Source organism: Pseudomonas sp. Sample_22 (assembly GCF_004307635.1).
GTDB lineage: Bacteria > Pseudomonadota > Gammaproteobacteria > Pseudomonadales > Pseudomonadaceae > Aquipseudomonas.
In genome coordinates, this window is the sequence record NZ_RCNY01000035.1 from 1 (window position 1) to 26,844 (window position 26,844).

The window sequence follows — 26,844 nt, forward strand, 5'->3', positions numbered from 1 at the left end:
TCTGCGTGGGAATGCAGCCCGTGACGCTCCGCGTCACTGGACGCGGAGCGTCCCTGGAGGCGTTCCCACGCAGGGCGTGGGAACGATCTGGAGGATGTTCTTCAGATTGGGGTCAGCCCCTTCGATCCAACAGATTCACCACCAACCGATCCACCCATCCCCAGGCCCGTTGCTTGATTCGCTTCCAGAGAGGACGGCGCTGCCATTCTTCCAGGCTGACTTGCTGGCTCAGGACAAAATCCTTTTCGAAACTCGCCGCCACGTCCCGGGTCAGTCCAGGGTCGAGCGCTTCGAGGTTGGCTTCCAGGTTGAAGCGCAAATTCCAGTGATCGAAGTTGCACGAGCCGATGCTCACCCAATCGTCGATCAACACCATTTTCAGGTGCAGGAAGCACGGCTGGTACTCGAAAATCTTCACCCCGGCCTTGAGCAACCGCGGGTAGTAGCGATGCCCGGCATAGCGCACGGATGGGTGATCGGTACGTGGCCCGGTCAGCAGCAGGCGCACGTCGACGCCACGGCCGGCGGCACGACGCAATGAGCGGCGGACCTTCCAAGTCGGCAGAAAGTACGGAGTGGCCAGCCAGATACGCTTCTGGCCGCTGTTCAGTGCGCGCGTCAAGGATTGCAGAATGTCGCGGTGCTGACGGGCGTCGGCGTAGGCGACGCGGCCCATGCCCTCCCCTGTGGCGGGCACTCGGGGCAGACGCGGCAAGCCGAAATGCGCCGCGGGTTTCCAGGCGCGGCGATGACGGTTGGCGATCCATTGGCGATCGAACAGCAGTTGCCAGTCGAGCACCAGCGGGCCGGTGATTTCCACCATCACTTCGTGCCATTCACTGACGTCCTCGCCCGGCGTCCAGAACTCATCGGTGACACCCGTGCCGCCGACCACAGCCAGGCTTTGATCCACCAGCAGCAACTTGCGGTGATCACGGTAGAAGTTACCGACCCAACGCCGCCAGTTCAGACGATTGTAGAAGCGCAATTCCACGCCGGCCGTCGTCAGGCGCTGACGCAAGGTCAGGGTGAACGCGAGGCTGCCGTAATCATCGAACAGGCAACGCACCCGCACACCGCGCTCGGCAGCCTGGACCAACGCTTGCACCATGGCCTCGGCACAGGCGCCCGCCTCCACCAGATACAACTCCAATTCGACCTGTTCCTCGGCACGGGCTATCGCCACCAGCATGCGCGGGAAAAACTGCGGGCCGTCGATCAGCAGTTCGAAGCGGTTGCCTTCACGCCACGGAAAAATTGCCCCGGCCATGTCAGCGCGCCGTGAAAATCAGCACCGCACCCACCGGCACCGACAGACTGATGGCCGATAAACCGGCGACCTTGCGCAGTGCTTCCAGCCCCGGCGCCAGATCAAAGTCTTCGGCGTTGATCACCAACGGCTCCAGCGTCACCACCTGGAAGCGCCGGTCATCCAGGCGCGTCGCCAGCAATTCGGCGTTGTAGGTGTGCTGTTTGCCATGCAGGTCGACCGTCAGCGGCAGACGCAATTCCAGTTGCGCGCCGGGGGCGAGGTCGTTGATCGGGCGCAGGTCGATTTGTGTGGAGATCAATGCTTCGGGAAATTTATCGATCTCGAACAGATTGTTGCGCATGCGCTCATCACGCAGCGGAATGCCGCTGTTGATCGAATCCAGTTCCACTTCAACCTGCGCCAGCCCTTTGGGATCGACTTTGCCATGCAGCACCAAAAAGCGCTGCACTTCGGAAACATTGGCGCTTTTGGTGCTGACGAATGACAGCCGCGAGGACTCGCCGTCCAGATACCAGTTGGCCTGGGCTGACAGCGAAGCGCCGGCCAACAGCACTGAAGCGAGGGTTTGGGTGACTGACCGCTTGGACATAAAGACTCGTGGGGGCAAGTAAACCTGTGCTGAACCTTAACCGGCCTGACACAGGTTGCAAGAAATGTGTTGCCTTGAGTCTCTAAACAGCCACAAGTTCCAATCAGGCCATCGCCTGCTGCACATCGCCAATGGTCGTGGCCAGGCTGTTGAGGTGCAGGCTCAGCACCCGTTCCACCGGCGCCTGATCCATCGGCCAGTGCAACGCCATGCTGCCGACCAGCCGGCCGTCGGTACGGATCGGTAAAGCCACCGCTCGAATCAGGAACGGCAGGCGCACCGGGTATTCCCAGTAACCTTCGGTGCGCTGGCCGAACCCCTGGTGCAACGCCGTTTGCGAAGCGTTGAACAGCGTGTCGTCATTCAACCGCTCACGCTCGGCCAGACGTTCTACTTCATGGCTGTCCAGTTCTCCCAGGCAGGCCCGGCCCATGGCCGAATGAAACAGGCTGGCGTGCTGGCCGACGATCTGGCAGTTGTTCGGATAACGCTTGCGTAGCACCGTCGGAATGGCGCTTTCCATGACCTCGATCCGCTCGCCGTCGAAACACGACAAGTCCGCCACCAGCCCGGTGCGTTCGCTCAATTCCAGCAACAGCGGCGCGGCGTTTTCCACCAGCCGCCGCTTGAAACGCTGCTGGCTGTCACCATACAGACGCTTGGCGCACAAGCGGTAACGCCGGTCGCTCAAGCCGCGGTAGATCCAGCCCTGCTCCTGCAGGGTCAGCAACATCCGTGACACTGTGGACTTGGGCAGGCTCGTCAGGTAATGCAATTCCTCCAACCCCAACGCCTGATGCTCACCCAGCAATTCGACGATCGCCAGAGCGCGCTCGACGGAACGTACATTGCCGGTTTCTGCCTTGCTCTCCATAGGTTCGAACTCCCTAAGCCCGTATCGCTGCTCTTTTACAAAGCACAGCAAGATGCGGGCCTGTCCGCCAGGCTCAAGAGTTTTGCAGACAACCGGGCGGTCGGCGCTTGACCCATTGGGTGAGTTGCTCGTGGGCATACGCCAGTTGCAGCACCGCCAAGTCAGCCTGGGCCGGGCCGATGATTTGCAGGCCCGTCGGCAGTCCGGCCGGGTTGAAACCCACCGGCACGTTCATGCTCGGCAATCCGGCCAACGTCGGCCCGATGACCACCTCCATCCAGCGGTGGTAAGTGTCCATGCTCTGCCCGCCGACGACGCGCGGCCACGGTGTTTGTGCATCAAAAGGAAACACTTGAGCAGTGGGCAGCAACAGAAAATCGTAACGTTCGAACAATTCGTTCAAGGCCCGAAACCAGTCGCTGCGACTGACCGAGGCCTGGTAGACATCCGCTGCCGTCAGACGCAGTCCGCCTTCGACTTCCCATTGCGCTTCGGGTTTGAGTTGCTCGCGTTTGCGTGGGTCGGCGTACAACGCACCGAGGCTGCCTTGCACCAGCCAATGGCGATGGGTCAACCAGGCTTGCCACAGGCGTTCCATGGCGTAGTCCGGCTGACAGGCTTCAACCTTGCAGCCCAGTGCCGCAAAGTCGTGCAATGCCGACTCGCACAGGCTCATCACGCCTGGGTCCATCGGCAGGTAACCGTTATAGTCGCCCAGCCATCCGACGCGAACATCGTTGAAATCCTGCGCCAGGGACTGATGGAAAACCTGCGGGTCCTGAGTCAGCGACAATGGCGCGCGCGAGTCGTAGCCGGCCTGCGTGCCGAGCAATCGAGCGACATCGGTAACGGTGCGGCCCATCGGCCCTTCGGTGGCCAATTGCTGGACGAACAGCTCCGGCGCCGGACCGTACGGCACGCGCCCCTGGGACGGACGAAAACCGAAGACGTTGTTGAACGCCGCCGGATTGCGCAGCGAGCCCATCATGTCGCTGCCATCGGCCACCGGCAGCATGCGCAACGCCAGCGCCACCGCCGCCCCGCCGCTGCTGCCACCGGCGACCCGTGTCGGGTCGTAGGCGTTGGTGGTGGTGCCGAATACGCTGTTGTAGGTTTGCGAGCCGAGGCCGAACTCCGGAACGTTGCTCTTGCCGATGATGATTGCGCCACTGTCGCGTACCCGCGCAACACTGATGGCATCGTGTTGCGGGACCTGTTCGGCGAACAGTGGCGAGCCCATGGTGGTGCGCAACCCGGCGGTGGCGGCCAGGTCTTTGACCGCTTGCGGCATGCCGTGCATCCAGCCACGGGACTGGCCTTGATCCAGCTGCCGGTCGCAGGCGTCGGCTTCGCTCAGCAGTTCATCGTCCGCTCGCAGCGACACCAGCGCATTGACCTGCGGATTGAAGCGCTCGATCTGCGCCAGATACGCTTGCATCACTTCACGGCAAGACACCAGCCGCCCGTGGATGGCCCGGGACAGCGTAGCGGCGTCCATTTCTACAATCGGATTGATGCTCAAGGCTTCACCTCAAGGTTGAGTTCGACAGATCGCTTTGCCCGTGGTGCTTCCTGCATGCAGTAAGTGCCCAATAGCGTCAGCAGGCAAGCGAACAACACATAGAACGATGGCGCCACCGGCGTCGCCAGGACTTTGCTCAGCCAGGTGACGATCAGCGGCGCGAAACCGCCGAAGACCATGACCGCAACGTTGTAGGCCACCGATACCCCGGTAGAGCGCACTTCAATCGGAAACTGCTCGGCCAGTGCGGTCGGCGCCGGGCCGAAAAAGCCGCCGATCGAACTGCACAGCAACAGTTGCATCACCAGCAAGCGCTCGATGGAGGGGGCTGCCGCCACCCACACGTACAACGGATAGACCATCAGGAAAAACGCCAGGGTGAAGGCCATCAAAACCGGGCGTCGGCCGAGGCGATCCGACAATGCGCCGGACAATGGAATGACCACGGTCATCAACGCCACGGCCAGCATCTGCACCAGCAGCACCTGGTCCAGCGGCAAGCCGAGATTCTTGTGAGCGAAGGTCGGCATGTTCACCAGGACCACGTAGAACGACACAGTCGCACCACACGCCAGGCCCATCGATACAAGAATGGCGCGGCGGTGTTCGCGGATCACTTGCAGCAAGCTTGGACTGGCGCCCTTGGCCTGTTTGCGCGCCTCAAGAAACTCCTCCGGTTCTTCCATGTGCTTGCGAATCCACAGCCCGACCGGGCCGATCAGCAAGCCGATGATGAACGGAATGCGCCAGCCCCAACTGTCCAGTGCCTCGGGGGTCAGCAAATGGGTGAACAACGCCACCATGCCGGCCCCGGAAAACACCGCCAGGCATTGCCCGACCAATTGCCACGAGCCATACAAACCCTTGCGGTGCGCCGGTGCGCTCTCCACCAGGAACGCCGTGGCACTGGCGTACTCGCCACCCGTGGCGAAGCCTTGCAGCATCCTTGCGACCACGATCAACAGCGGCGCCCCCATGCCGATGGCGGCGTAGTTGGGTGCAAAGGCGATCAGCGCGATGGACACGGTCATCAGGCGGATGATCATCTGCATCGCCGCCTTGCGTCCTTTGCGATCCGAATACATGCCCAGCAGAATGCCACCCACCGGGCGCATGAAAAAGCCGACGCCGAAGGTCGCCAGCGCCATCAGCAGCGAGGCGTACTCATCCTCGGACGGGAAAAATTGCCGGGCGATGATGCTCGCCAGAAAGCCGTAAACGATGAAGTCATACCATTCCAGTGCGTTGCCGACAACGGCGGCGACCACCTGCCGGGTGCGCGAAACGCCTGTGCTCGAAGTGTGCATGGGCAACTCTCCAAAAACCTGATGGGTAACGGCGGGCACGACGGCGCGCGCCCGGTCCAGCGGCAGTAGAAAGTGAGGAAATCAGGCCGGCTTGAGCCAGCTCTCGGTCAGCGCGCCCCAATACGCCGCGCCGGTCAGCAGGATGTCGTCGTTAAAATCATACGCGGGGTTGTGCACCATCGGCCGCGATACGCCATTGCCGATAAACAGGTAGGCGCCCGGGCAACGCTGGAGCATCCAGGCGAAGTCTTCGCTGCCCATGAGTTTTGGCGTGTTGCCGTCCACCGCATCGGCGCCGAGCAACTCGACAGCGACCTGACGGGCGAATTCGGTTTCGTTGGCGTGGTTGACCAGCACCGGATAGGCCGGACGATGCTCGATGCGTGAACTGCAACCAAAACTCCTGGCCTGGGATTCGATGATCGCGCGCACCCGTTCGAGGGTCTGTTCACGCACTTGTGCATTGAGTGCGCGCAGGCTCAGGCGCAGGATCGCCTGCTGCGGTATCACGTTGGCGGCCTCCCCGGCCTGCAACGCACCGACCGTGACCACTGCCGCTTGCTGCGCATCGATGTTGCGCGCCACCACCGTCTGCAAAGCCATGACCACGCTGGCTGCCGCCACCAATGGGTCGACCGCCAGATGCGGCATCGAACCATGTCCGCCGACGCCTTCGATGGTTACGGTGAGCAAGTCCTGCGACGCCATCATCGGCCCTTCACGAAAGCCCAAATGTCCGGCAGGCAGACCCGGCATGTTGTGCATGCCGAACAGCGCATCGCAGGGGAAACGTTCGAGCAGGCCATCGGCGAGCATGGCCTCGGCACCACCCTGGCCTTCTTCGGCCGGCTGGAAAATCAGGGTCAGGGTGCCGTCGAACTGCCGGGTCGCCGCCAGATAACGCGCGGCGCCCAACAACATGGTGGTGTGGCCGTCATGCCCGCAAGCGTGCATGCAGCCCTGATGCTGACTGCTGTAGGTGGCGCCGGTGTTCTCGATGATCGGCAGCGCATCCATGTCGGCGCGCAATCCCAGTTTGCGCGAGCTGTTGCCGTTGCGCAGGACACCGACCACGCCGGTCTTGCCGATCCCGGTGTGAACCTCGTAGCCCCAGTCAACCAAGGATTTGGCCACCAGCGCCGAGGTGCGGTTTTCCTCGAAACCGAGTTCGGGGTGGGCATGGATGTCCTGGCGGGTGGCGTGCAGGTCGCTGGCCACGTCGCTGAGCCAGGCAAGGATGTGCTGATGTCGAGTCATGACGATTTCCTCAGGCCGAGTGAATTCCCGTTCTTGTTGTTCGCTGTTCTTTTGTGGAGCGCGAGACGCATCAAAGGCAGGGGCTCACCGCCAGATAACCGCGAGTCGCGCACGAGGACAATCGAATGTGGTTCCACAGAGTGGAACCTGAGGGGAAAAAGCTTTGATGACCAATGCAAAACCTTGTGGCGAGGGAGCTTGCTCCCGCTGCGCTGCGAAGAGCGGCGCTAGCACCTCAACCGTGTTGTATCTGACATACCGAGGTTGCTGACTTTACGACTGCTGCGCAGCCGAGCGGGAGCAAGCTCCCTCGCCACAAAAAGCATCGCCACATTCAGGGCGATAAGCGGCAACCCTGGCGTTCGCCGATCCACGCGGCGCTGTTGCTGCGGCCCATACCGCTGACGGTGACGCGCTTGTCGAGGGTGTCATCGGTAAACCCGCTGGTGGGCAGCCACTGCTTCACATAACCACGGCAATAACCGGCGTCGTTGTTCATCACGTACCGGCACGAGCAATATTCCTTCGCGGTGTAGGCGCTGATGATGTCGGGGAATGCCCACAGAGCCACACGCTCGTGCCAGATCCAGCCCAGCAAGGCGAGCAGCAGGACCAGAAGCAACGAACTGATCGGCCGGCGCCGGATAAAACCGCTCATGGTTGCACCTTCCCGGCAACGGCCTTCAGTGCGAGCTTGAGCAATTCGTTGTGACGATAGCTGCCGTCGCGGTCATCGCCGTAACGCACGATCACCAGTTTTTCGCTCGGAATCACGTACATCGCCTGGCCCCAATGGCCCAGCGCCGCGAACGTATCGACGGGCGCATCGGGCCAGGGTTGTGCCGCTCCGTCTGCTGCACGATTGAGCCACCAATGGCCACCGGGAACGGTTTCGTCCTGATGCGCGTGATAATTGGCGAACGGCTCGCGGTTGAAGGCGACCCAATCCCTGGGCAGCAATTGTCTGTCGCCCCAACGACCGTCGCGGGCCATCAGCAAGCCGACTCGCGCCAGATCCCGCGCGGTCAGGTAGGCGTAAGAAGACGCGACGAACGTGCCGCTGGCGTCGGTTTCCCAAATGGCGTGGCGAATACCCAGTGGCTCGAACAAGGCTGTCCATGGAAAGTCCGCATAGCGATTAGCACCGACGATGCTTTTCAGCGCGGTGGACAACAGATTGCTGTCGCCGCTGGAATAGCGAAACGTCTGGCCTGGCGCCGCGTACCGGCCATGATCGGCAGTGAACGCGGCCATGTCCGCGTGACCTCGGGTGTAGAGCATCGCCACCACCGAAGATTTCAACGGTGCGTATTCGTAGTCTTCCTGCCAGTCAATGCCTGAGGCCCAGTGCAACAGGTCGGCCATGCTCGTGTCCGGGTGTTTTTTCAGGGGCGGATAAAACCTCTGCACCGGGTCCTGGAGCTTGAACAGGCCTTCGCCGTACGCCACGCCCAGTACCGTGGCCATCAGGCTTTTGCTGATGGACCAGGTCAGGTGCGGCGTCTCGGAGGTGGTCGGCCCGGCGTAGCGTTCGTAGATCAACTGGCCATCGCGGATCACCAGCAAGGCATCGGTGCGCAGGCCTTTTCGGGTGCTGTCATCGCGCAGTGGGAAGGCATAGTTTTCCAGCGCCTCAAGTGCTGGGCCATTCATCGCCGGACCGCTGGACCATTGCTCGGCGGGCCAGTTTTCGGCTTGAGCCGATAGGCCGAGCAACAACAGAAAAATCAGGGACAAGCCTTTGAACATGGCGGGGGCTCTTGGGAACGAACCCGCTGAGCCTAGTCGAGGTTGATGACAGTTCCGGGATTTGTGATGCCTGGAAGATTGCCATCGCGGGCAAGCCCGCTCCCACAGGAACCGCTGGCGAATACAAGACTTGTGGGAGCGGGCTTGCCCGCGATGAGGCCCGTCAGATCGCCGCCAATGCCTTGGCCAGCCGCTTACCCCTGGCCCCCGCCGCCAGATCCATCACCGCTTGATCCCTCTGCCACATCGCCGCCCATTCCGCTGGCCCATCGGCCAGTGCTTCATTTACCTCAACCTTGAGCGCCTCGAACTGCGCAAACAACCCGCCGAGCAACACGTGCCCGGCCGCATGACTCGGCGCCTGACGGCTGGTTTCCGCACACCCGGCCAATAACGCCAACAATCGTAATTGCAAGCTCTGCGGCCAGTCACAGTCCTGCCCGACGCCATACAGCCACGCCGTCATGGCGCTCAACACATAGACATCTTCCAGGGTGCGGAACGGTTTGACGTAAGCGTCCCAGCCATCCCCGGCGAGCAATTCGCACAGCGCGTTTTCCAAGAATAAACGGCCGTGGCTGATCTCCGGCATCAACGGGAGCGGCGGCAGCTTTTCCACACGCACGCCCGGCTCATCCGGATAAACCACCGCCAGACTCAGACGCGGCTCGTCGCCAGGTGGCTCGCTGCGGGCGGCGATCAGCAGCCAGTCGGCGGCATCGCCGGCGGTGACGAAATCCTTGCGCCCGCTCAGGCGCAAACCGCTCAGGCGGGTTTGCATGTCCGCCGGGCGCAGGCTGCGCTGTTCGGTGGCGCACAAGGCTCCGAGGCTCAACGGCGCGCTCGGCCAAAGCATGCGCAGTGCCGCTTGATAGCCCACCAGAAATGCCAGTCCCGGTGTTGCCATCAAACGTCCGCCCGCCACCGCCAACTCGAATGGGGAAACGGCGCCCAGGTGATCTAACAAGGTCGTGAACCCTTCTCCCAGGTCGGGGTTGGCGGGCAAGCGATCACGGCGTTTCAACAGGGTTTGCCAGGGCATAAGAGGCTCCTTGTGGGCTGTCATATAAGCATCACCAAAGCTTCATGGCGATGACACCGGGGCTACATAGCCTGACTTTGCACAACAAGGCTGGATAAAGAAAGTCGATCCGCTGTAACCCAAAGACGGGTGAGCAGCCCGCACGGAGATTCGCCATGACTCAGATCGCCCGCATCAGCGATACCGGCAACGAACGCCGCCTGCAAGCCGAACGTCTGATAGGCGCCGAGGCTTTGCAGGAAGCTCAGGCCTTGCGTTTCAACGTGTTCAGCGGCGAGTTCAACGCCAAGCTCAAAGGCGCGGAACTGGGTCTGGACATGGATGACTATGATGTTCACTGCGCCCATATCGGCGTGCGTGACCTGAACACCGGGCGACTGGTGGCGACCACCCGCTTGCTCGACCACACCGCCGCCAGCAGCCTGGGCAAGTTCTATAGCGAAGAAGAATTCAGCCTGCATGGCCTGGTCCATCTGCAAGGCCCGATCCTGGAGATCGGCCGTACCTGCGTCGACCCGGCCTACCGCAACGGCGGCACCATCGCCGTGCTCTGGGGCGAACTGGCCGAAGTGCTGAACCAGGGCGGTTACAGCTACCTGATGGGTTGCGCCAGCATCCCGATGCAGGATGGCGGTATCCAGGCCCACGCGATCATGCAGCGTCTGCGGGAACGTTACCTGTGCACCGAACACCTGCGCGCCGAACCGAAAAAACCGCTGCCGACCCTGGATATTCCCTCCAACGTAATCGCTGAGATGCCACCGCTGCTCAAGGCCTACATGCGCCTGGGCGCGAAGATCTGCGGCGAGCCGTGCTGGGACGAAGACTTCCAGGTTGCCGACGTGTTCATCCTGCTCAAGCGCGACGAACTCTGCCCGCGCTACGCCAAACACTTCAAGGCGGCGGTGTAATGAGCCGGCTGCGGGTGTACGCGCGAATCGCGCGAGTGTTGCTGGTGGTGGCGCTGGGGCTGAGCATGGCCAGTGTGTTCGGCGTGTTCGAACGCTTGGGCCTGGCCCATTCGATGGAACGTCGTCAGCGCTGGTCGCGATTTTTCATGGCACGCTTGAGCAACGCCCTGCCCTTCGACGTGACGGTCCACGGTCAATTGCCGACAGCGCCGATGCTGTGGGTCAGCAATCATGTGTCCTGGACTGACATCCCGTTGCTGGGCATGCTCACGCCGCTGTCGTTCCTGTCCAAGGCCGAAGTGCGTACCTGGCCTGTGGCCGGTTGGTTGGCGGCAAAGGCCGGCAGCCTGTTCATCCGCCGTGGTTCGGGTGACAGCCAGTTGATCCGCAAACAGATGACCCGTCATCTGCAGCATGCGCATCCGTTGCTGATGTTCCCGGAAGGCACCACCACCGATGGCCGCTCCCTGCGCACGTTCCACGGGCGGCTGCTGTCCGCCGCCATCGATTCGGACGTGGCATTGCAGCCGGTGGCGATTCGTTATGTGCGTGACGGTGAACTCGATACGCTTGCACCTTTCATTGGCGATGATGACTTGCTCTCGCACTTGATGCGCTTGTTTGCCAATGACCGCGGCGCTGTCGAGATCCACTTGCTCAAGCCAATCGTCTGCGAAGGTCGCGAGCGTGCGGCACTGGCGTTCGAGGCGCAGCAAGCGGTGCAGAAGGCGTTGTTTGGTGATGTGGTGAAACCTGCTGAACCGCGTCGTGCCGGCGAATTGATCGCCGCGTAAGCACTTTTCTGTAGGAGCAAAGCTTGCTCGCGATGGGATCGACGCGATTTGACTGATGACCCCGTTATCGTTCATCGCGAACAAGCTTTGCTCCTACAGGGGGTTGTGTCAGCGGTTCTGCGCAAAATCCTGCAACTGCGGATAGAACAACCGGAAATCTTCGCTCAACGGCTCGTACAACATCCGTAATTCCTGCATCGCGGCCGCCAGCTCTTCAGGCCGGGTCAAGCGCCGGGAAATCCCCCGCAGCACCTGTTCCAGCACTTCGAACTCCCGATACGAACCCAGCCAGTCATTGGCCACCATGTGCGGGGCAATCTTCGCCAGGCGCTCCGGCAGTTGTCGTTCACGGGACAGCACCCGATACACATCCGAAGTGAACAGCTCCAGTGGCCGGTCGGCATACAGCTTCCAGTCCCGCGCCAGGCAATGATCGAAAAATACGTCGAGCACGATCCCGGCATAGCGGCGACGCGTCAGGGAAAAGCGCGACAACGCGGCATCCACTAACGGATGACGATCAGTAAATACGTCGATGCTGCGATGCAGCTGGATAGCGGCCTCGATCTCGGGTTCGAACTGCCCTTGCAGCCTGCCTTTGACAAAATCGCCATACAGACTGCCGAGCAATTGACCGGGACGCTGGCCACCGAGGTGAAGATGTGCGAGATAGTTCATGGGCGCAGCTTAGCACCGCGCTCCGGTATCTACACCCAGCATATCGTTATAACCCGATATACCGATTTATTCGGTCGTCAGATCGAAATCATATTGGTATATCGCGAAATACCGATTTAAAGTTCGCTTCATCGCGATATAGCGTTTTACTGATCACGAGCCCCCAACCATGAACCTTGACCTCGACGAAATAATAAAAGCCCTGGCGCACCCGGTCCGCAGAGACATCCTGCACTGGCTCAAAGACCCGACCGTCGAATTTCCAGACCAGTCCCATAGCAACGAGCACGGCGTTTGCGCCGGGCAGATCGATCAACGTTGCGGCCTGTCGCAGTCCACGGTCTCCGCGCACCTGGCGACTCTGCAACGCGCCGGCCTGATCAGCAGCCGCAAAGTCGGCCAATGGCACTTTTTCAAACGCAACGAGGAAACCATTCAGGAGTTCCTCAAAATCTTCAGCAAAGAGCTCTGACGCCAAGTCAGAAAAAAGGATTCAGACGATGCCCCTTTCGCTACTCATCCTGGCCTTGAGCGCCTTCGCCATCGGCACCACCGAGTTCGTCATCATGGGCTTGCTGCCTGATGTGGCGGCCGACCTCGGTGTGTCGATCCCCGGCGCCGGCTGGCTGGTGACCGGTTATGCCCTGGGCGTGGCCATCGGTGCGCCATTCATGGCCCTGGCCACCGCCAAACTGCCGCGCAAGGCTGCATTGGTGGCGTTGATGGGCATTTTCATCATCGGCAACCTGCTCTGCGCAGTGGCCAGTGACTACAACGTGCTGATGTTTGCCCGCGTGGTCACGGCGCTGTGTCACGGTGCGTTCTTCGGCATCGGTTCGGTGGTAGCTGCTGGCCTGGTGCCTGCGAACAAACGCGCATCGGCCGTGGCCCTGATGTTCACCGGCCTGACCCTGGCCAACGTGCTCGGCGTACCCCTGGGCACCGCTCTGGGCCAGGAAGCCGGCTGGCGTTCGACCTTCTGGGCCGTGACCGTGATTGGTGTGATCGCGCTGATCGGCCTGATCCGTTTCCTGCCGGCCAAGCGTGATGAAGAAAAACTCGACATGCGCGCCGAACTGCGAGCCCTCAAAGGCGCCGGCATCTGGTTGTCCCTGAGCATGACCGCGCTGTTCGCCGCGTCGGTGTTTACCCTGTTCACCTATGTCGCGCCGCTGTTGGGCGAAGTCACTGGCGTTTCGCCCCGGGGCGTGACCTGGAGCCTGATGCTCATCGGCCTGGGCCTGACCCTCGGCAACATCATCGGCGGCAAGATGGCCGACAAAGGCCTGGCCGCCACGCTGATCGGCGTTTTCATCGCCATGGCCGTGGTGTCGACCGTGCTGACCTGGACCAGCGTCGCCGTGATCCCGACCGAAATCACCCTGTTCCTTTGGGCCACCGCGTGTTTTGCCGCCGTGCCTGCCCTGCAGGTCAACGTGGTGACCTACGGCAAAGCCGCGCCGAACCTGGTCTCGACCCTCAACATCGGCGCATTCAACGTCGGTAACGCCTTGGGCGCCTGGGTCGGTGGCAGCGTGATTGCCCACGGCTTCGGCCTGACCAGCGTGCCGCTCGCAGCCGCAGCGCTGGCGGTGCTCGCCCTGCTGGTGACCCTGATTACTTTCCGTCAGAACGGCAATCCCGAACTGGCTCCTGCTACTAACTGATCTTCAAAAGAGAGCGATTAAATGACGACTATTTTCGATCCGATCAAACTGGGCGACCTCGAACTGTCCAACCGCATCATCATGGCGCCGCTGACCCGCTGCCGCGCTGACGAAGGCCGCGTGCCGAACGCGCTGATGGCCGAATACTACGTACAACGCGCCTCCGCCGGCCTGATCCTCAGCGAAGCGACTTCGGTCACGCCAATGGGCGTCGGCTACCCGGACACCCCGGGTATCTGGTCCAACGATCAGGTGCGTGGCTGGGCCAACGTGACTAAAGCAATCCATGGCGCGGGCGGCAAGATCTTCCTGCAACTGTGGCACGTCGGTCGTATTTCGCACCCGTCGTACCTGAACGGCGAAGCCCCGGTTGCACCGAGCGCCATCCAGCCTAAAGGTCATGTCAGCCTGGTTCGCCCACTGGCCGACTACCCAACCCCGCGTGCCCTGGAAACCGCTGAAATCGCCGACATCGTCGACGCCTACCGCACCGGTGCCGAAAACGCCAAGGCCGCAGGCTTCGACGGCGTGGAAATCCACGGCGCCAACGGTTACCTGCTGGACCAGTTCCTGCAAAGCAGCACCAACCAGCGCACCGACAACTACGGCGGCTCGGTGGAAAACCGTGCGCGCCTGCTGCTGGAAGTGACCGATGCCGCAATCGAAGTCTGGGGCGCCGGCCGCGTCGGCGTGCACCTCGCGCCACGTGCCGATTCCCATGACATGGGCGACGACAACCTGGCCGAAACCTTCACCTACGTCGCTCGCGAACTGGGCAAGCGTGGCATCGCCTTCATTTGCTCGCGCGAGAAAGAAGGCGCCGACAGCCTCGGCCCTCAAATCAAGGAAGCCTTCGGCGGCCCGTACATCATCAACGAACGCTTCACCAAGGACAGCGCCAACGCCTGGCTGGCCGCCGGTAAAGCCGACGCCGTCGCCTTCGGCGTGCCGTTCATCGCCAACCCGGACCTGCCGGCGCGTTTGAAAGCCGATGCGCCACTGAACGAAGCGCGTCCTGAACTGTTCTACGCCAAAGGCCCGGTTGGTTATATCGACTATCCAACGCTGTAATCTTCAGCTGTAGAAATGCAAAAAGCCCCGACTTGAAAGAGTTGGGGCTTTTTTTGTTTCTCACCATTCGTTAACAACAATAATTAGTGCCAAGCATTTACACACTCAGCAAACAATATCCAGCTTTAACATTTGCCAGCCCAATCACAAAAAATCATTATTGCCCCATCGACACACCACATTGTTTTCAATGGAGAGAAACAGCAATGGACTATGCACAAGAATCAATGCTTCTGAAAGAAGAAAAGCTCAAAGCCATCTACGAAGAACGAAAGAACACTCAATGGAAGGAATTCAACCAGGGTAAAAACTCGATAGAATTGCTTGTTTACATCCAGAACAACACCAATGAAACAATCCAGCTTATCGAGACGGACTTCGAAATCGAAGATTTGTCCGAATGCGATATCCCGCCCTACTCCATCGCAGTGATGGGCGCACAGAATGTTTTTGACCACAACAGACTCGGGGCGACACGGCCCGGTGACAACATCTTTATCAAGAAATTCTTGACGTACGCAGCAGGCGGCAAGCAATGTCGTCTTGATACACATCTGCTGGTGAAGTCCTCGTTCGGCTTCATTGCTCCCACCCGAACGCCGGTCTGGGAGCATCAAGCACGCTCCACAGGCCGAGAATTCCTGCACTGCTCATCTCAATTGAGAGATCATGACCCTCAAGCGCCCCATAGTTACTGGCTGGATGTGCATATCGGAAAGGAACAGCCCGGAACCCTGATCGCAAATGCATTACAGGCCGACCTGGACGCCATCGAACTGGCAGAACAGACTTACCTGGACAATATGGAACACAGCTCATCAGCTGGAACCTATCCCTTTTTGGGGATGTATGTTGATCTTTTCAAAGATGCCATATTTCGCAGTCAGGACGACGCGGACAAGAACACCACCACTACAGTATTTTTTATTACCAACGAAACTTCCGAAAGGTTTGAGCTCATCGACAGCAACGTCCACCCACGGCATTTACACCCCATTGCAAAATCCCTGAAACCCAAAACGATTATCTACTTCTGCGAGAAAACCGTGTCCAACTCTGCCGGTACACGTGCACACAAGTTTTTTACCTTCAGCAATGAAAAGGGAGACAAAGTCTTTCGAATCAATACAGACATTACACCGGGTGATCCAACGCACCTCAAAACCTGGAATCATGAAGCCATTTCAATTGGCGCCACTCACGTAAGCTGCACGTCTACATTGAATAACTCACTGACCGAAGCGCCTTATAGCTATCTGGTAGATATCCGAGTCGAATAAACACCAACGCTCCAAGCCAACCCAAATATTCCACACAGGAAAACCAAGACATGGACGTCTCAAAAAAGCTTGTCTTCAGCGTAATCATCACCAACAACACTTCATCAATTTTTTGGCGCGACGATACAACTTTCGAGGATGCTCCGCCTGAATGCCCGGCAAAATTGATGCCTTACAGCAGCACTCCAGTGACGCTTGAAGCGTCCATCCCTGCGCATCTCAATCCAGCAATCAGACAATACAACATGCAAAGCCTGTTTACTTTTCAGGCCACCTACACCAACTATAGTCAAACGGTAGAATTCGCGAGCAGCCTCAAGTACTTTTATCACTCAAACATCAGCCCTTTAGCTCCGATACTAAAGCTGGTATGGGAACATGACGCGAAGTCGATAGGAGATATACCTGTTTTGACGGCTTCCAGTTTAATCAAGAAAGAAACCCAACACCCTTACAGTTACTCGATGTCAGCCACTATCCTGTCGACATAAAAACTAAAAAGTTGACAAACAAAAAAGAACTAAAAAGCACCTTTGGCTCCAGAATAACCGACACCTTTTCCGCACGGCGACCTAATACTTCCGGTTGCCCCCTCGAAGCCAGGGCATAAAGCCCTGGCAGAGGATGGGTGTCACTTTTTCTTCTTCGTCGACGTTTCTGACTTCGCAGATTTCTTGGTTTTTTCTGGCTTGCTATCTGCTTTCTTTGCAGACTTCTTTGGTTCGGCATCTTTTTTCTTGTCCTTCTTTTCGGACGATTTCGAAAGCGCCGACGCTGCCGCTGATTTCTTGGTCGATGTTGATTTTTTGTCCTTCAAGTCCTTGCTGGCTTTTGAAGTGTCACCTTTGCTTTTCTTCTCGTCTTTAGCCACGTTGACCACCTCTCGAAGCATGCCGGTATTGGCACCTTGCCTGCGGGAATTTCCACAGGCTGATCATTAGGCGAGCGCGTCCAAACGCGGTTCCATTTATTTGATGCCTCGAGAAGGGCTTAGGTTGAAGCGCCACAGGTACCTGTCCACACCAGGCACCGGGACCTTCAGCTCAGCCTTCTCGCCCTCCTTATCCGGCCCCTGCAATGTTCAGTAATCCGCCAACCAGTCGATAATGGAATACCACTCAGCTATCGGCCTCCCAAAAAATGGATCAGGTTCTTTCCCTTCTCTCCGATACCATTCCCAATGCCCGAACCCTGGAGCAACTGACGCGCCCCTTGCTCACTCTGCTCAGTCAAGTCACCGGTATGGAGTCGACCTACCTGACGACCATTGATACCGACGAGGGCGTCCAGCGCATCGAGTTTGCACGCAACGTCGGTGACATGGTGATTCCGGAAGGGCTGGTGGTGCCTTGGGCAGATACTTTGTGCAAGCGGGCGCTGGACGAGAATCGCATGTACTCGGATAACGTTGCCGAATGTTGGGGCGACTCGCAGGCCGCCGCGGCGTTGGGTATCAGTACGTATGTAAGCGCGCCGATCAGGTCCCAGGATGGGCAAGTGTTGGGGACGGTGTGTGCCGCCAGCTCAAACCAGGTGCCTCGTCGTTCTGAAGTGGAGCCCTTGCTGAAGCTGCTTTCAGGGTTGCTCGGATATTCCCTTGAACGTGAGCAGCTGGTTAAGCAACTCCAGGCCGCCAACGTCGAGTTGACCAATCTGGCACTGACAGACCCACTCACCGGCCTGTCCAATCGACGCGCCGTTCTCAACGATGCCGAGCGCCTGTTCGCCCTGGCCCAGCGTGAGAACAAGTACATACTTTTGGGTGTCATCGATCTGGATGGGTTCAAGCTCATCAACGATACCCACGGTCACTTGGCAGGAGACCAGCTACTGCGCGGCGTGGCCGCCCGATTGCAGCATGGCCTCAGAATCAGCGACATCATCGGGCGGACTGGAGGTGATGAATTCATCGTGATTGCCCTGGGCACGCCCTCTGAACACTCGGACCCGGCAAAAGACAGGGAACACGCGGCCGGGTTGCTGCAGGACCGCCTGTCCAAAGCGACAAAAGGGAAATATGAGCTGGGCCACGGTTTTGGTGAGGTTGACTACAGCGGCGCAAGCGTTGGGGTAGTGGCAGTGATACCGGGCAGCTTGACAGTGGACGAGGCCATCAAACTGGCAGACGGCGAGATGTACAAGGTGAAACAGCAACGAAACCGTCAAGGGATATAGGCGCTCGCCCACACAAGCGACACAAAATTCCTACAAATTACCGCGCCGACTATCTGTCACCGCGGCGAGCGGGCGTATATAAAAGCACCCGTCTGCCGCCGTGCGCGTGAAGAACTGTTCATTTGCGGCCTTGACCGTTGACACACGCGGCACCGATTAGCATGTTGTTTCACTTGCGCAGGCTGGGACTCAAACGCAGTGTGTCCAACGCGATGTCGACCCAACGCTCGGCCTCGGTGTGCAGCTGGAAGCTGTCCGGTGCCAGCAACCACTGATAAAGCAGGCCGTCGATCCAGGCATGAATACTGATGGCAGCGCGAACGGTATCGAGGTCTTCCGGCAATTGCCCACGGTTGACCGCATTACGCAGGGTCAGACCGATGCGCGTGTTGCATTCGAGGCTGGCCGTTCGGCGCTGCTGACGCAGGTCGCACATTTCATCGGTGAATTCACACTTATGGAACAGAATTTCGTTGATGCGCCGGGTCTTGGGGTCCAGTGCAACTTCATGAAACAAATGGATCAACAGCCGCCGCATACAGCCCAGTGGATCGGGCTCGTCTTCACTCTCCGCGGCTTTGGCCAACTCATCCAGTGGTTCGTGCAGGCTGTCGAGCATGGCCTGCACCAGATCGGCCTTGTTACTGAAATGCCAATAGATGGCCCCACGAGTGACTCCGGCGAGGGTGGCGATATCCGCCAGGGTCGTACGGGCCACGCCCCGCTCGTAAAAGGCTTTTTCAGCCGCCTCGAGTATCTGGGCGCGGGTTTCTTGAGCTTCCTCTTTGGTACGACGGACCATGGCAGTACAACCTCAATCAGGATGCTTCAGCGATGTCTGAATATCAGCTGAATAAAAGTGGGGCGATCGCTCTTGGGTATCGTCCCCGGGCCTACAATTCCAACCTTTCGATGGCTGCTGTAACGGCGAAGATACACCGCCAAGGTATTTACAAACAGCCGTGAACGTAAGTATATTCCTTAGCATGCTACTTATCCACCCGGAACCCACTTTTTACCTTTCATCTTTTCTTGTGCGTTTTTTACGCGCCTGACCCGAGGATTTTCATGCAATTCAAGCCAGCTCTCACCGCTCTGGTCGCCGCCGTCGCCCTGGCATCGCTGCTCAGCGGATGCAAAAAGGAAGAAGCGGCGCCGGCCGCACCACCGCCTCAGGTCGGCGTTGTCACCCTGCAACCGCAAACGTTTACGCTGACCTCCGAACTGCCCGGCCGCACCAGTGCGTTCCGCATTGCTGAAGTGCGCCCGCAGGTCAATGGCATCATTCTCAAGCGTCTGTTCAAGGAAGGCAGCGACGTCAAGGCCGGCCAGCAGCTGTACCAGATCGATCCGTCGGTCTACGAAGCGACCCTGAAAAGCGCCGAAGCCAACCTGCGTTCGACCAAATCGATCTCCGATCGCTACAAGCAATTGGTCGACGAGCAAGCCGTGAGCCGTCAGGAATACGACACCGCCGTGGCCAATCGCCTGCAATCGGAAGCTGCGCTGCAATCGGCGCAAATCAATGTGCGCTACACCAAGGTCTATGCACCGCTGACCGGCCGTATCGGTCGCTCTTCGGTGACCGAGGGCGCACTGGTCAGCAATGCCCAGGTCGAAGCAATGGCCGTGATCCAGCAACTCGACCCGATCTACGTCGACGTCACCCAATCCTCGGTCGAATTGCTTGAGCTGCGCCGTGAACTGGAAAGCGGTCGCCTGCAAAAGGCCGGCGATAACTCGGCCAAGGTCAAGCTGACTCTCGAGGACGGCAGCCAGTACAAACTCGACGGTAAGCTGGAATTCTCCGAAGTCTCGGTTGACCAGACCACCGGTTCCGTGACCCTGCGCGCGGTGTTCCCCAACCCTGACCACACGCTGCTGCCAGGCATGTTCGTGCACGCCCAGTTGCAGGCCGGTGTGAACAGCGCGGCGATTCTGGCCCCGCAGCAAGGCGTGACCCGCGACCTCAAAGGCACACCGACCGCGATGGTCGTCGGCCCGGACAACAAGGTTGAACTGCGCCAGCTCAAGGCCAGCCGTACCGTCGGCAACCAATGGCTGATCGAAGACGGCCTGAAAGCCGGTGATCGGCTGATCACCGAAGGCCTGCAATACGTCAAGCCTGGCGTCGAAGTCAAAGCCAGCGAGGCGACCAACGTAACCGCAAAGAACCCGGCCCCCGCACAGGCAGCTAACAAAGCCGCTGGCGGCAAAGGGGAGTAAACCATGTCGAAATTTTTTATCGACCGTCCGATTTTCGCTTGGGTAATTGCCCTGGTGATCATGTTGGTCGGGGCACTGTCGATCCTCAAACTGCCGATCAACCAATACCCGAGCATTGCGCCGCCCGCTATCGCTATCTCCGTGGCCTACCCGGGTGCCTCCGCGCAAACCGTGCAGGACACCGTGGTTCAGGTGATCGAGCAGCAGCTCAACGGTATCGACAACTTGCGTTATGTATCGTCGGAAAGTAACTCCGACGGCACCATGACCATCACCGCGACCTTCGAGCAAGGCACCAACTCCGATACCGCGCAGGTCCAGGTCCAGAACAAGCTGAACCTGGCCACCCCGCTGCTGCCGCAAGAAGTGCAGCAACAGGGTATCCGCGTAACCAAGGCCGTGAAGAACTTCCTGTTGGTGATCGGCGTGGTGTCGCGTGACGGCAGCATGACCAAGGACGACCTGTCCAACTACATCGTGTCGAACATGCAGGACCCGATCTCGCGGACCGCCGGTGTCGGTGACTTCCAGGTGTTCGGTTCGCAGTACGCCATGCGTATCTGGCTCGACCCGGCCAAGTTGAACAACTTCAACCTGACCCCGATCGACGTCAAGACCGCCATCGCCGCCCAAAACGTACAGGTGTCTTCCGGTCAACTGGGCGGCTTGCCTGCCCTGCCCGGCACCCAGCTGAACGCGACGATCATCGGCAAGACCCGCCTGCAGACCGCCGAGCAATTCGACAAGATCCTGCTCAAGGTCAACAAGGACGGTTCTCAGGTTCGCCTCAATGATGTCGCCGAGGTCGGTCTGGGTGGTGAGAACTACAGCATCAACGCCCAGTTCAACGGCGCTCCGGCTTCCGGTCTGGCGGTGAAACTGGCCACAGGCGCCAACGCGCTGGATACCGCCAAGGCACTGCGCACCACCATTGACAGCCTCAAGCCGTTCTTCCCGCAAGGCATGGAAGTGGTGTTCCCGTACGACACCACGCCGGTGGTGACCGAGTCGATCAAGGGCGTGGTTCACACCCTGGTTGAAGCGGTAGCGCTGGTGTTCCTGGTGATGTTCCTGTTCCTGCAGAACTTCCGCGCCACCATCATCACTACCATGACCGTTCCGGTGGTGTTGCTGGGTACGTTCGGGATCCTCGCGGCAGCCGGTTTCAGCATCAACACCCTGACCATGTTCGGTATGGTGCTGGCCATCGGCTTGCTGGTGGACGATGCCATCGTCGTGGTGGAAAACGTCGAACGGGTAATGAGCGAAGAAGGCCTGTCGCCCAAGGAAGCCACCAAGAAATCCATGGGGCAGATCCAGGGCGCCCTGGTGGGTATCGCCCTGGTACTGTCGGCGGTACTGCTGCCGATGGCGTTCTTCAGCGGTTCCACCGGTGTGATCTACAAGCAGTTCTCGATCACCATCGTCTCGGCCATGGCCCTGTCGGTACTGGTTGCACTGATTTTCACTCCGGCGCTCTGCGCCACCATGCTCAAGCCGATTCGCAAAGGCGAGCATCACACGCCCAAACGCGGCTTCTTCGGCTGGTTCAACCGCAACTTCGACCGTGGCGTCAAAAGCTACGAGCGCGGCGTGGGCAACATGCTTACGCACAAGGCGCCGTATCTGCTGGCGTACCTGATCATCGTCGTCGGCATGATCTGGCTGTTCACCCGCATTCCAACGGCATTTCTGCCTGAAGAAGACCAAGGCGTATTGTTCGCCCAGGTACAGACGCCGGCCGGTTCGACCTCCCAGCGTACCCAAGTGGTCGTGGACCAAATGCGCGAATTCCTGCTGCGCCCGAGCAAGGACGGCGGTGAAGGCGATGCGGTGAACTCGGTGTTTACCGTGACCGGCTTCAACTTCGCCGGCCGTGGCCAAAGCTCCGGTATGGCGTTCATCATGCTCCGCCCTTGGGACGAGCGTAACGCCGACAACAGCGTGTTCAAGGTGGCGGCCCGTGCCCAACAGCACTTCTTCACCTTCCGTGACGCGATGGTGTTCGCCTTCGCCCCGCCAGCGGTACTGGAACTGGGTAACGCCACCGGTTTCGACGTGTTCCTGCAGGACCGCGCCGGTATCGGTCACGAAAAATTGATGGAAGCGCGCAACCAGTTCCTCGGTATGGCGGCGCAAAGCAAGATTCTGACGCAGGTCCGTCCGAACGGCCTGAACGACGAGCCGCAGTATCAGCTGGAAATCGATGACGAGAAGGCCAGTGCCCTGGGCATTACCATCGCGGACATCAACAACACGCTGTCGATCGCCCTGGGTAGTAGCTACGTCAACGACTTCATCGACCGCGGTCGAGTGAAGAAGGTTTACGTGCAAGGCCAGCCGGGCGCGCGCATGAGCCCCGAAGACCTGAAGAAATGGTACGTACGCAACAGCGTCGGCACCATGGTTCCGTTCTCGGCGTTCGCCAAGGGCGAATGGATCTACGGTTCGCCGAAACTGGCCCGTTACAACGGTGTGGAAGCGATGGAAATCCTCGGTGCCCCGGCTCCGGGCTACTCCACCGGTGAAGCCATGGCCGAAGTCGAAGCCATCGCCAAGAAACTGCCGGCCGGTGTCGGTATTTCCTGGACCGGCCTGTCGTACGAGGAACGTTTGTCCGGCTCGCAAGCGCCAGCGCTGTACGCCCTGTCGCTGCTGATGGTGTTCCTGTGTCTGGCGGCGTTGTATGAAAGCTGGTCGATTCCGATCGCGGTGATGCTGGTGGTGCCGCTGGGGATCATCGGTGCGCTGATGGCCACCAGCCTGCGCGGCTTGTCCAACGACGTGTACTTCCAGGTGGGCTTGTTGACGACCATCGGTCTGGCGGCGAAAAACGCCATTCTGATCGTCGAATTCGCCAAGGAATTGCACGAACAGGGACGCAGCCTGCGCGAGGCGGCTATCGAAGCCTGCCGGATGCGTCTGCGACCGATCATCATGACCTCGCTCGCCTTCGTTCTTGGTGTAGTCCCCCTGGCGATCTCCACGGGCGCAGGCTCGGGTAGCCAGCATGCCATCGGTACCGGGGTGATTGGCGGTATGATCACCGCAACCGTACTGGCGATCTTCTGGGTCCCACTGTTCTTCGTCACTGTGTCGGCTATGGGTCAGCGTAAAAACGTCGACGAGCAAGACGCACCTGAAACTCCTAAAGAGGCTGGCTAATGAGCAAGTCGCTACTCTCCCTGGCAGTCGCCGCCTTCGTGCTCGGTGGCTGCTCGCTGATACCTGATTATCAGCAACCGAATGCTCCGGTGGCGGGCCAATACCCTCAAGGGCCGGCGTATTCGCCGGCCCAGGCACCGGCACAGGCCGCTGCCGAGCAGGGCTGGAAGCAGTTTTTTCGTGACCCGGCATTGCAGCAATTGATTCAGGTTTCTCTGGAAAACAACCGTGACCTGCGTGTCGCGGCGCTGAACATCGACGCGTTTGCGGCTCAATACCGCATCTCCCGCGCCGACCTGTTCCCGGCTGTGTCGGCCAATGGCACCGGCAACCGTCAGCGGCTTCCGGCCGATGCATCGCAGACCGGTGAAGCGGGCATCAGCAGTTCCTACTCGGCCACCGTCGGCATCAGCGCCTATGAACTCGACCTGTTTGGCCGTATTCGCAGCCTGAACGAAGAAGCGCTGCAGCGTTACTTCGCAACTGAAGAAGGCCGTCGCAGTACACAGATCAGCCTGGTGGCCAGCGTGGCCAATGCCTATCTGACCTGGCAGGCCGACAAGGAACTGCTCAAAGTCACCCAGGACACCCTCGCCGCGTTCGAGGAGAGCTACAAACTCACCGCGCGCAGCAATGAAGTGGGGGTCGCTTCGGCGCTGGACCTGGCGCAGTCGCGGACTTCGGTGGAGAACGCCCGTGCGCAATTGGCCCGTTACACGCGCCAGGTCGCCCAGGATGAAAACAGCCTGGTACTGCTGCTCGGCACCGGCATTCCAGCCAACCTGCCAGCGGCCAAACCGTTGAATGAGGACCTGTTGGCCGAAGTACCGGCCGGCCTGCCGTCGGACCTGCTGCAACGTCGTCCGGACATCCTCCAGGCCGAATACAACCTGAAAGCGGCCAACGCCAACATTGGCGCCGCACGCGCAGCGTTCTTTCCGAGCATCAGCCTGACCGCCAACGCCGGGACCCTGAGCCCGGACCTGTCCGGTCTGTTCAAGGGCGGCTCGGGCACCTGGCTGTTCCAGCCGCAGATCAATCTGCCGATCTTCAATGCCGGCAGCCTGCGTGCCAGTCTGGACTACTCGAAAATCCAGAAAGACATCGGCGTGGCGAACTACGAGAAGTCCATTCAAACGGCCTTCCAGGAAGTCGCCGACGGTTTGGCCGCACGCGGCACCTACACCGACCAGGTACAGGCGCAGCGTAATCTGGTCAGTGCCAACCAGGACTACTACCGTCTGGCCGAGCGGCGTTATCGCATCGGTGTCGACAGCAACCTGACGTTCCTCGATGCTCAGCGTCAGCTGTTCAACTCTGAACAGTCACTGATTACCGATCGGCTGGCGCAGCTGATCAGCCAGGTCAACCTGTACAAGGCCCTGGGCGGTGGCTGGAACGAACAGACGGCGAAGAACGAGCCGTTGAAAGAAGAAGCGCCGAAGTTGAAGTTGTTCTGATAGCGCTGTGAAAACACGAAGCCCACCGATTGGTGGGCTTCGTGTTGGCGGCGGGAAAGGTTGTGCTGACTTCATCGCTGGCAAGCCGGCTTCCACCTTGTGCGTCCCGTGCACAATTTTTGTGGGCGACCATGACCTTGTGGGAGCTGGCTTGCCAGCGATGAGGACCGCAAAAAACAATACAAAAACGACTGTTAATCTTATGTTCGATTATCGCCCAGAACCTGCTTTCCAAGATTGAACCACCCAGTACATTCCCCGCACCATCCGAGCCACAAAACCAATAACAACAGGTTCGATGCCATGCCCCCGCGCCCTGTCCCGTCCGGCTGATCCCGGTTCGTTCGCCCCTGATTTGCACTATTCGTCTGCAACCCCTGGTTGCGGCATCACACCCGCTTTGTCTACAAAAATTAGAGAGCCCCAGCCCATGACCTCTTCCACCGCGCAGTACTTTGTTCCCAGTCTGATCGCCGCCGCCCTCGCCAGTGCCGCCCTGCCCGCCTGCGCCGAAGAAGCGGGGTTTGTCGAAGGCGCCAAGGTCAACCTGAACCTGCGCAACTTCTACATCAACCGTAACTTCACCAACCCGACCAAGGCTCAAGGCAAGGCTGAAGAATGGACGCAAAGTTTCATTCTCGACGCCAAGTCCGGGTTCACCCAAGGCACCGTCGGGTTTGGCATGGATGTGCTGGGGTTGTACTCGGTGAAGCTCGATGGCGGCAAAGGCACTGGCGGTACGCAACTGCTGCCGCTGGACAGCGACGGTCGCCCGGCGGACAACTTCGGCCGCACCAACGTCGCATTCAAGGCCAAGCTGTCGCAGACCGAAGTCAAGGTAGGCGAATGGATGCCGGTATTGCCGATCCTGCGTTCGGACGATGGGCGTTCGCTGCCGCAAACCTTCCGTGGCGGTCAGATCACGTCGAAGGAGATCAATGGCCTGACGCTCTACGGCGGCCAGTTCCGCCAGAACAGCCCCCGCGATGACAGCAGCATGGACGACATGTCGATGACCGGCAAAGCGGCGTTCACCTCCGACCGCTTCAACTTCCAGGGTGGCGAATACCTGTTCAATGAAAAACGCACGCAGATCGGTCTGTGGAACGCCGAACTCAAGGATATCTACAGCCAGCAGTTCATCAACCTGACCCACAGCCAACCGTTGGGTGATTGGACGCTGGGCGCCAACCTCGGATTCTTCCATGGCAAGGACGATGGCAGTGCCCGGGCCGGCGAGCTGGACAACAAAACAATGTACGGCCTGCTCTCAGCCAAGTACGGCGGCCACACCTTCTACGTCGGCCTGCAAAAACTCACGGGTGACAGTCCCTGGATGCGAGTCAACGGCACCAGCGGCGGGACCCTGGCCAACGACAGCTACAACTCCAGCTATGACAACGCTCGTGAGAAATCCTGGCAGGTGCGCCACGATTACAACTTCGTTGCTCTCGGCGTTCCGGGCTTGACGTTGATGAACCGCTACATCAGCGGCGACAACGTGCACACCGGCACGGTCACCGATGGCAAGGAATGGGGTCGTGAAAGTGAACTGGGCTACACCGTGCAAAGCGGCGCACTGAAAGACCTGAACCTGAAATGGCGCAACTCGACCATGCGCCGGGATTACAGCAACAACGAGTTCGATGAAAACCGCCTGATCGTCAGCTATCCGATCAGCCTGCTCTAAACCTCATCACCGATCGTTCCCATGCTCTGCGTGGGAATGCAGCCAGGGACGCTCCGCGTCCCGTCCAAAGCCGAACGCGGAGCGTCCGTTGAGGCGTTCCCACGCAGAGCGTGG

At 59.6% G+C, this 26,844-nt stretch carries 24 protein-coding genes; 12 read left to right on the forward strand and 12 right to left on the reverse strand.

What is annotated here, in order from left to right; all coding sequences use genetic code 11:
* Positions 1-112: 112 nt before the first annotated feature.
* From D8U73_RS09665 to D8U73_RS09705, 9 genes are all read right to left on the reverse strand, one after another.
* Entirely contained in the window at positions 113-1,270 is a 1,158-nt protein-coding gene (locus D8U73_RS09665; protein ID WP_056856074.1) for a phosphatidylserine/phosphatidylglycerophosphate/cardiolipin synthase family protein, read from the reverse strand.
* Position 1,271: 1 nt separating this feature from the next.
* Positions 1,272-1,862 (reverse strand): YceI family protein, encoded by a 591-nt coding sequence (locus D8U73_RS09670; protein WP_130904344.1) that lies wholly within the window; start codon positions 1,860-1,862, stop codon positions 1,272-1,274.
* Positions 1,863-1,965: 103 nt separating this feature from the next.
* Entirely contained in the window at positions 1,966-2,736 is a 771-nt protein-coding gene (locus D8U73_RS09675; RefSeq protein WP_056856076.1) for an IclR family transcriptional regulator, read from the reverse strand.
* Between the two features lie 73 nt (positions 2,737-2,809).
* Positions 2,810-4,258, reverse strand: coding sequence for an amidase (locus tag D8U73_RS09680; RefSeq protein ID WP_269083304.1), 1,449 nt, complete (start codon positions 4,256-4,258; stop codon positions 2,810-2,812).
* Positions 4,255-5,565 carry a citrate-proton symporter gene (locus tag D8U73_RS09685; protein WP_130904345.1) on the reverse strand — a complete coding sequence of 437 codons (1,311 nt, stop codon included), beginning with the start codon at positions 5,563-5,565 and terminating at the stop codon, positions 4,255-4,257. Before D8U73_RS09685 ends, D8U73_RS09680 begins: the two co-directional genes overlap by 4 nt.
* Positions 5,566-5,646: 81 nt before the next feature.
* Positions 5,647-6,822 (reverse strand): M20 aminoacylase family protein, encoded by a 1,176-nt coding sequence (locus D8U73_RS09690; protein WP_056856078.1) that lies wholly within the window; start codon positions 6,820-6,822, stop codon positions 5,647-5,649.
* 334 nt (positions 6,823-7,156) lie between these two features.
* Positions 7,157-7,480 carry a hypothetical protein gene (locus D8U73_RS09695; protein WP_056856079.1) on the reverse strand — a complete coding sequence of 108 codons (324 nt, stop codon included), beginning with the start codon at positions 7,478-7,480 and terminating at the stop codon, positions 7,157-7,159.
* A complete protein-coding gene (locus D8U73_RS09700) occupies positions 7,477-8,571 on the reverse strand; it encodes a serine hydrolase (protein ID WP_130904346.1) in 1,095 nt (364 codons plus the stop codon). Before D8U73_RS09700 ends, D8U73_RS09695 begins: the two co-directional genes overlap by 4 nt.
* A gap of 163 nt (positions 8,572-8,734) precedes the next feature.
* Positions 8,735-9,613: an acyl-CoA dehydrogenase family protein gene (locus D8U73_RS09705; protein WP_130904347.1), complete on the reverse strand. Its 879-nt coding sequence runs from the start codon at positions 9,611-9,613 to the stop codon at positions 8,735-8,737.
* A gap of 155 nt (positions 9,614-9,768) precedes the next feature.
* Between D8U73_RS09705 and olsB the strand changes: the two genes are divergently transcribed.
* Positions 9,769-10,524 carry an L-ornithine N(alpha)-acyltransferase gene (gene olsB, locus D8U73_RS09710; RefSeq protein ID WP_056856082.1) on the forward strand — a complete coding sequence of 252 codons (756 nt, stop codon included), beginning with the start codon at positions 9,769-9,771 and terminating at the stop codon, positions 10,522-10,524.
* Positions 10,524-11,318, forward strand: coding sequence for a lysophospholipid acyltransferase family protein (locus D8U73_RS09715; protein WP_056856083.1), 795 nt, complete (start codon positions 10,524-10,526; stop codon positions 11,316-11,318). The genes olsB and D8U73_RS09715 overlap by 1 nt, the downstream gene beginning before the upstream one ends.
* A gap of 108 nt (positions 11,319-11,426) precedes the next feature.
* Here D8U73_RS09715 and D8U73_RS09720 read toward each other — a convergent pair whose 3' ends face one another.
* Positions 11,427-11,996: an ACP phosphodiesterase gene (locus D8U73_RS09720; RefSeq protein ID WP_130904348.1), complete on the reverse strand. Its 570-nt coding sequence runs from the start codon at positions 11,994-11,996 to the stop codon at positions 11,427-11,429.
* Between the two features lie 169 nt (positions 11,997-12,165).
* On the opposite strand from D8U73_RS09720, the gene D8U73_RS09725 reads away from it, so the two are divergent.
* The 5 genes from D8U73_RS09725 (at position 12,166) to D8U73_RS09745 (ending at position 16,505) form a co-directional block, all read left to right on the forward strand.
* Positions 12,166-12,468, forward strand: coding sequence for a metalloregulator ArsR/SmtB family transcription factor (locus D8U73_RS09725; protein WP_130904349.1), 303 nt, complete (start codon positions 12,166-12,168; stop codon positions 12,466-12,468).
* 28 nt (positions 12,469-12,496) lie between these two features.
* Entirely contained in the window at positions 12,497-13,663 is a 1,167-nt protein-coding gene (locus tag D8U73_RS09730; RefSeq protein ID WP_056856085.1) for an MFS transporter, read from the forward strand.
* Between the two features lie 21 nt (positions 13,664-13,684).
* Positions 13,685-14,734 carry an alkene reductase gene (locus tag D8U73_RS09735; RefSeq protein WP_056856086.1) on the forward strand — a complete coding sequence of 350 codons (1,050 nt, stop codon included), beginning with the start codon at positions 13,685-13,687 and terminating at the stop codon, positions 14,732-14,734.
* A 206-nt stretch (positions 14,735-14,940) separates the two neighbouring features.
* Complete coding sequence (locus D8U73_RS09740) at positions 14,941-16,014, forward strand: hypothetical protein (protein WP_130904350.1); 1,074 nt, start codon at positions 14,941-14,943, stop codon at positions 16,012-16,014.
* 50 nt (positions 16,015-16,064) lie between these two features.
* Positions 16,065-16,505, forward strand: a complete 441-nt coding sequence (locus tag D8U73_RS09745; RefSeq protein ID WP_130904351.1) for a hypothetical protein — start codon at positions 16,065-16,067, stop codon at positions 16,503-16,505.
* A 140-nt stretch (positions 16,506-16,645) separates the two neighbouring features.
* Here the strand turns inward: D8U73_RS09745 and D8U73_RS09750 are convergent, their stop codons facing one another.
* Positions 16,646-16,894: a hypothetical protein gene (locus D8U73_RS09750; protein ID WP_056856306.1), complete on the reverse strand. Its 249-nt coding sequence runs from the start codon at positions 16,892-16,894 to the stop codon at positions 16,646-16,648.
* Positions 16,895-17,154: 260 nt separating this feature from the next.
* Between D8U73_RS09750 and D8U73_RS09755 the strand changes: the two genes are divergently transcribed.
* The gene (locus tag D8U73_RS09755) at positions 17,155-18,189 is read left to right on the forward strand and encodes a sensor domain-containing diguanylate cyclase (RefSeq protein ID WP_056856089.1); all 1,035 of its coding nucleotides are present in this window, start codon (positions 17,155-17,157) and stop codon (positions 18,187-18,189) included.
* A 169-nt stretch (positions 18,190-18,358) separates the two neighbouring features.
* On the opposite strand, the gene emhR is transcribed toward D8U73_RS09755, so the two are convergent.
* Positions 18,359-18,991, reverse strand: a complete 633-nt coding sequence (gene emhR, locus D8U73_RS09760) for an efflux system transcriptional repressor EmhR (RefSeq protein ID WP_056856090.1) — start codon at positions 18,989-18,991, stop codon at positions 18,359-18,361.
* Positions 18,992-19,257: 266 nt separating this feature from the next.
* Here emhR and emhA point away from each other — a divergent pair, with 266 nt between their 5' ends.
* From emhA to D8U73_RS09780, 4 genes are all read left to right on the forward strand, one after another.
* On the forward strand, positions 19,258-20,415 hold the full coding sequence (gene emhA / locus D8U73_RS09765; protein ID WP_056856091.1) for an efflux RND transporter periplasmic adaptor subunit EmhA: 1,158 nt from the start codon (positions 19,258-19,260) through the stop codon (positions 20,413-20,415).
* Positions 20,416-20,418: 3 nt separating this feature from the next.
* Positions 20,419-23,580, forward strand: a complete 3,162-nt coding sequence (emhB, locus tag D8U73_RS09770; RefSeq protein WP_130904352.1) for an efflux RND transporter permease subunit EmhB — start codon at positions 20,419-20,421, stop codon at positions 23,578-23,580.
* Complete coding sequence (emhC, locus tag D8U73_RS09775) at positions 23,580-25,040, forward strand: efflux RND transporter outer membrane subunit EmhC (RefSeq protein ID WP_130904353.1); 1,461 nt, start codon at positions 23,580-23,582, stop codon at positions 25,038-25,040. Before emhB ends, emhC begins: the two co-directional genes overlap by 1 nt.
* A gap of 430 nt (positions 25,041-25,470) precedes the next feature.
* Positions 25,471-26,730 (forward strand): OprD family porin, encoded by a 1,260-nt coding sequence (locus tag D8U73_RS09780; RefSeq protein ID WP_130904354.1) that lies wholly within the window; start codon positions 25,471-25,473, stop codon positions 26,728-26,730.
* Positions 26,731-26,844: the final 114 nt, after the last annotated feature.

Coding starts and splice junctions, on each gene's coding strand:
- D8U73_RS09725 (WP_130904349.1), top strand. CDS start 12,166: ATGAACCTTGACCTCGACGAAATAATAAAAGCCCTGGCGCACCCGGTC.
- D8U73_RS09685 (WP_130904345.1), bottom strand. CDS start 5,565: ATGCACACTTCGAGCACAGGCGTTTCGCGCACCCGGCAGGTGGTCGCC.
- D8U73_RS09700 (WP_130904346.1), bottom strand. CDS start 8,571: ATGTTCAAAGGCTTGTCCCTGATTTTTCTGTTGTTGCTCGGCCTATCG.
- emhA (WP_056856091.1), top strand. CDS start 19,258: ATGCAATTCAAGCCAGCTCTCACCGCTCTGGTCGCCGCCGTCGCCCTG.
- D8U73_RS09735 (WP_056856086.1), top strand. CDS start 13,685: ATGACGACTATTTTCGATCCGATCAAACTGGGCGACCTCGAACTGTCC.
- D8U73_RS09705 (WP_130904347.1), bottom strand. CDS start 9,613: ATGCCCTGGCAAACCCTGTTGAAACGCCGTGATCGCTTGCCCGCCAAC.
- D8U73_RS09755 (WP_056856089.1), top strand. CDS start 17,155: ATGGATCAGGTTCTTTCCCTTCTCTCCGATACCATTCCCAATGCCCGA.
- D8U73_RS09675 (WP_056856076.1), bottom strand. CDS start 2,736: ATGGAGAGCAAGGCAGAAACCGGCAATGTACGTTCCGTCGAGCGCGCT.
- emhC (WP_130904353.1), top strand. CDS start 23,580: ATGAGCAAGTCGCTACTCTCCCTGGCAGTCGCCGCCTTCGTGCTCGGT.
- emhR (WP_056856090.1), bottom strand. CDS start 18,991: ATGGTCCGTCGTACCAAAGAGGAAGCTCAAGAAACCCGCGCCCAGATA.
- emhB (WP_130904352.1), top strand. CDS start 20,419: ATGTCGAAATTTTTTATCGACCGTCCGATTTTCGCTTGGGTAATTGCC.
- D8U73_RS09720 (WP_130904348.1), bottom strand. CDS start 11,996: ATGAACTATCTCGCACATCTTCACCTCGGTGGCCAGCGTCCCGGTCAA.
- D8U73_RS09690 (WP_056856078.1), bottom strand. CDS start 6,822: ATGACTCGACATCAGCACATCCTTGCCTGGCTCAGCGACGTGGCCAGC.
- olsB (WP_056856082.1), top strand. CDS start 9,769: ATGACTCAGATCGCCCGCATCAGCGATACCGGCAACGAACGCCGCCTG.
- D8U73_RS09740 (WP_130904350.1), top strand. CDS start 14,941: ATGGACTATGCACAAGAATCAATGCTTCTGAAAGAAGAAAAGCTCAAA.
- D8U73_RS09715 (WP_056856083.1), top strand. CDS start 10,524: ATGAGCCGGCTGCGGGTGTACGCGCGAATCGCGCGAGTGTTGCTGGTG.
- D8U73_RS09670 (WP_130904344.1), bottom strand. CDS start 1,862: ATGTCCAAGCGGTCAGTCACCCAAACCCTCGCTTCAGTGCTGTTGGCC.
- D8U73_RS09730 (WP_056856085.1), top strand. CDS start 12,497: ATGCCCCTTTCGCTACTCATCCTGGCCTTGAGCGCCTTCGCCATCGGC.
- D8U73_RS09780 (WP_130904354.1), top strand. CDS start 25,471: ATGACCTCTTCCACCGCGCAGTACTTTGTTCCCAGTCTGATCGCCGCC.
- D8U73_RS09665 (WP_056856074.1), bottom strand. CDS start 1,270: ATGGCCGGGGCAATTTTTCCGTGGCGTGAAGGCAACCGCTTCGAACTG.
- D8U73_RS09695 (WP_056856079.1), bottom strand. CDS start 7,480: ATGAGCGGTTTTATCCGGCGCCGGCCGATCAGTTCGTTGCTTCTGGTC.
- D8U73_RS09745 (WP_130904351.1), top strand. CDS start 16,065: ATGGACGTCTCAAAAAAGCTTGTCTTCAGCGTAATCATCACCAACAAC.